This is a genomic window from Alcanivorax sp. HI0083 (assembly GCF_001635175.1).
Genome location: NZ_LWFX01000404.1, coordinates 1 through 557 on the forward strand (window position 1 = coordinate 1; position 557 = coordinate 557).

General features: G+C 56.9%; 1 protein-coding gene. It reads right to left on the reverse strand.

Annotation, left to right across the window (positions count from 1 at the left end; all coding sequences use genetic code 11):
* Positions 1-295, reverse strand: a 295-nt coding sequence (locus A3754_RS04195) for a pyridoxine 5'-phosphate synthase (protein WP_197468442.1), incomplete at its 3' end; no start/stop codon positions are given.
* Between the last annotated feature and the right edge of the window lie 262 nt (positions 296-557).

Here is a 557-nt window from a genome sequence, read left to right on the forward strand (position 1 = left end):
CACGCTTTTCCGGTACCAGACAGCAATGCGGCGGTTTAATCCGGCAGGCAATGCCCACCATTTCTTCAGTGGCCGCCATTTCCAGATTCATACGGGTCTGTAGTGTTTGCGCCAGCAGCTCCACATCCCGGTCGTTGATATGCCGGCGGTCTTCACGCAGGTGCACAGTAATACCATCTGCCCCCGCCTGCTCCGCGACCAATGCAGCCTGCACCGGCTCGGGGTAACGGGTGCCGCGGGCCTGACGAAGAGTGGCGATATGATCGATGTTGACGCCGAGAAGTACTCTGGACATAAGACTCACCTTAAACGCATTTTACGGGCCAGCCGGAAGAGACGGGGCCCCTGAGCTTTTAGCTTTTAGCTTCTAGCTCGTAGCTCGTAGCTCGTAGCTGATACTTTGATTCTAGCTTTCATTTCTCCCGAAACAGCTCCCGGCTTTTCAATGGCCGGTTGCCCAGATGCGGAGCCAGCAACTGTCGACACAAACTTAATGCTGCCTTGCGCGCGGCAGGATGCCAATCCCCCTGAGCAATGGCCAGCAAGTCCACGCCAGC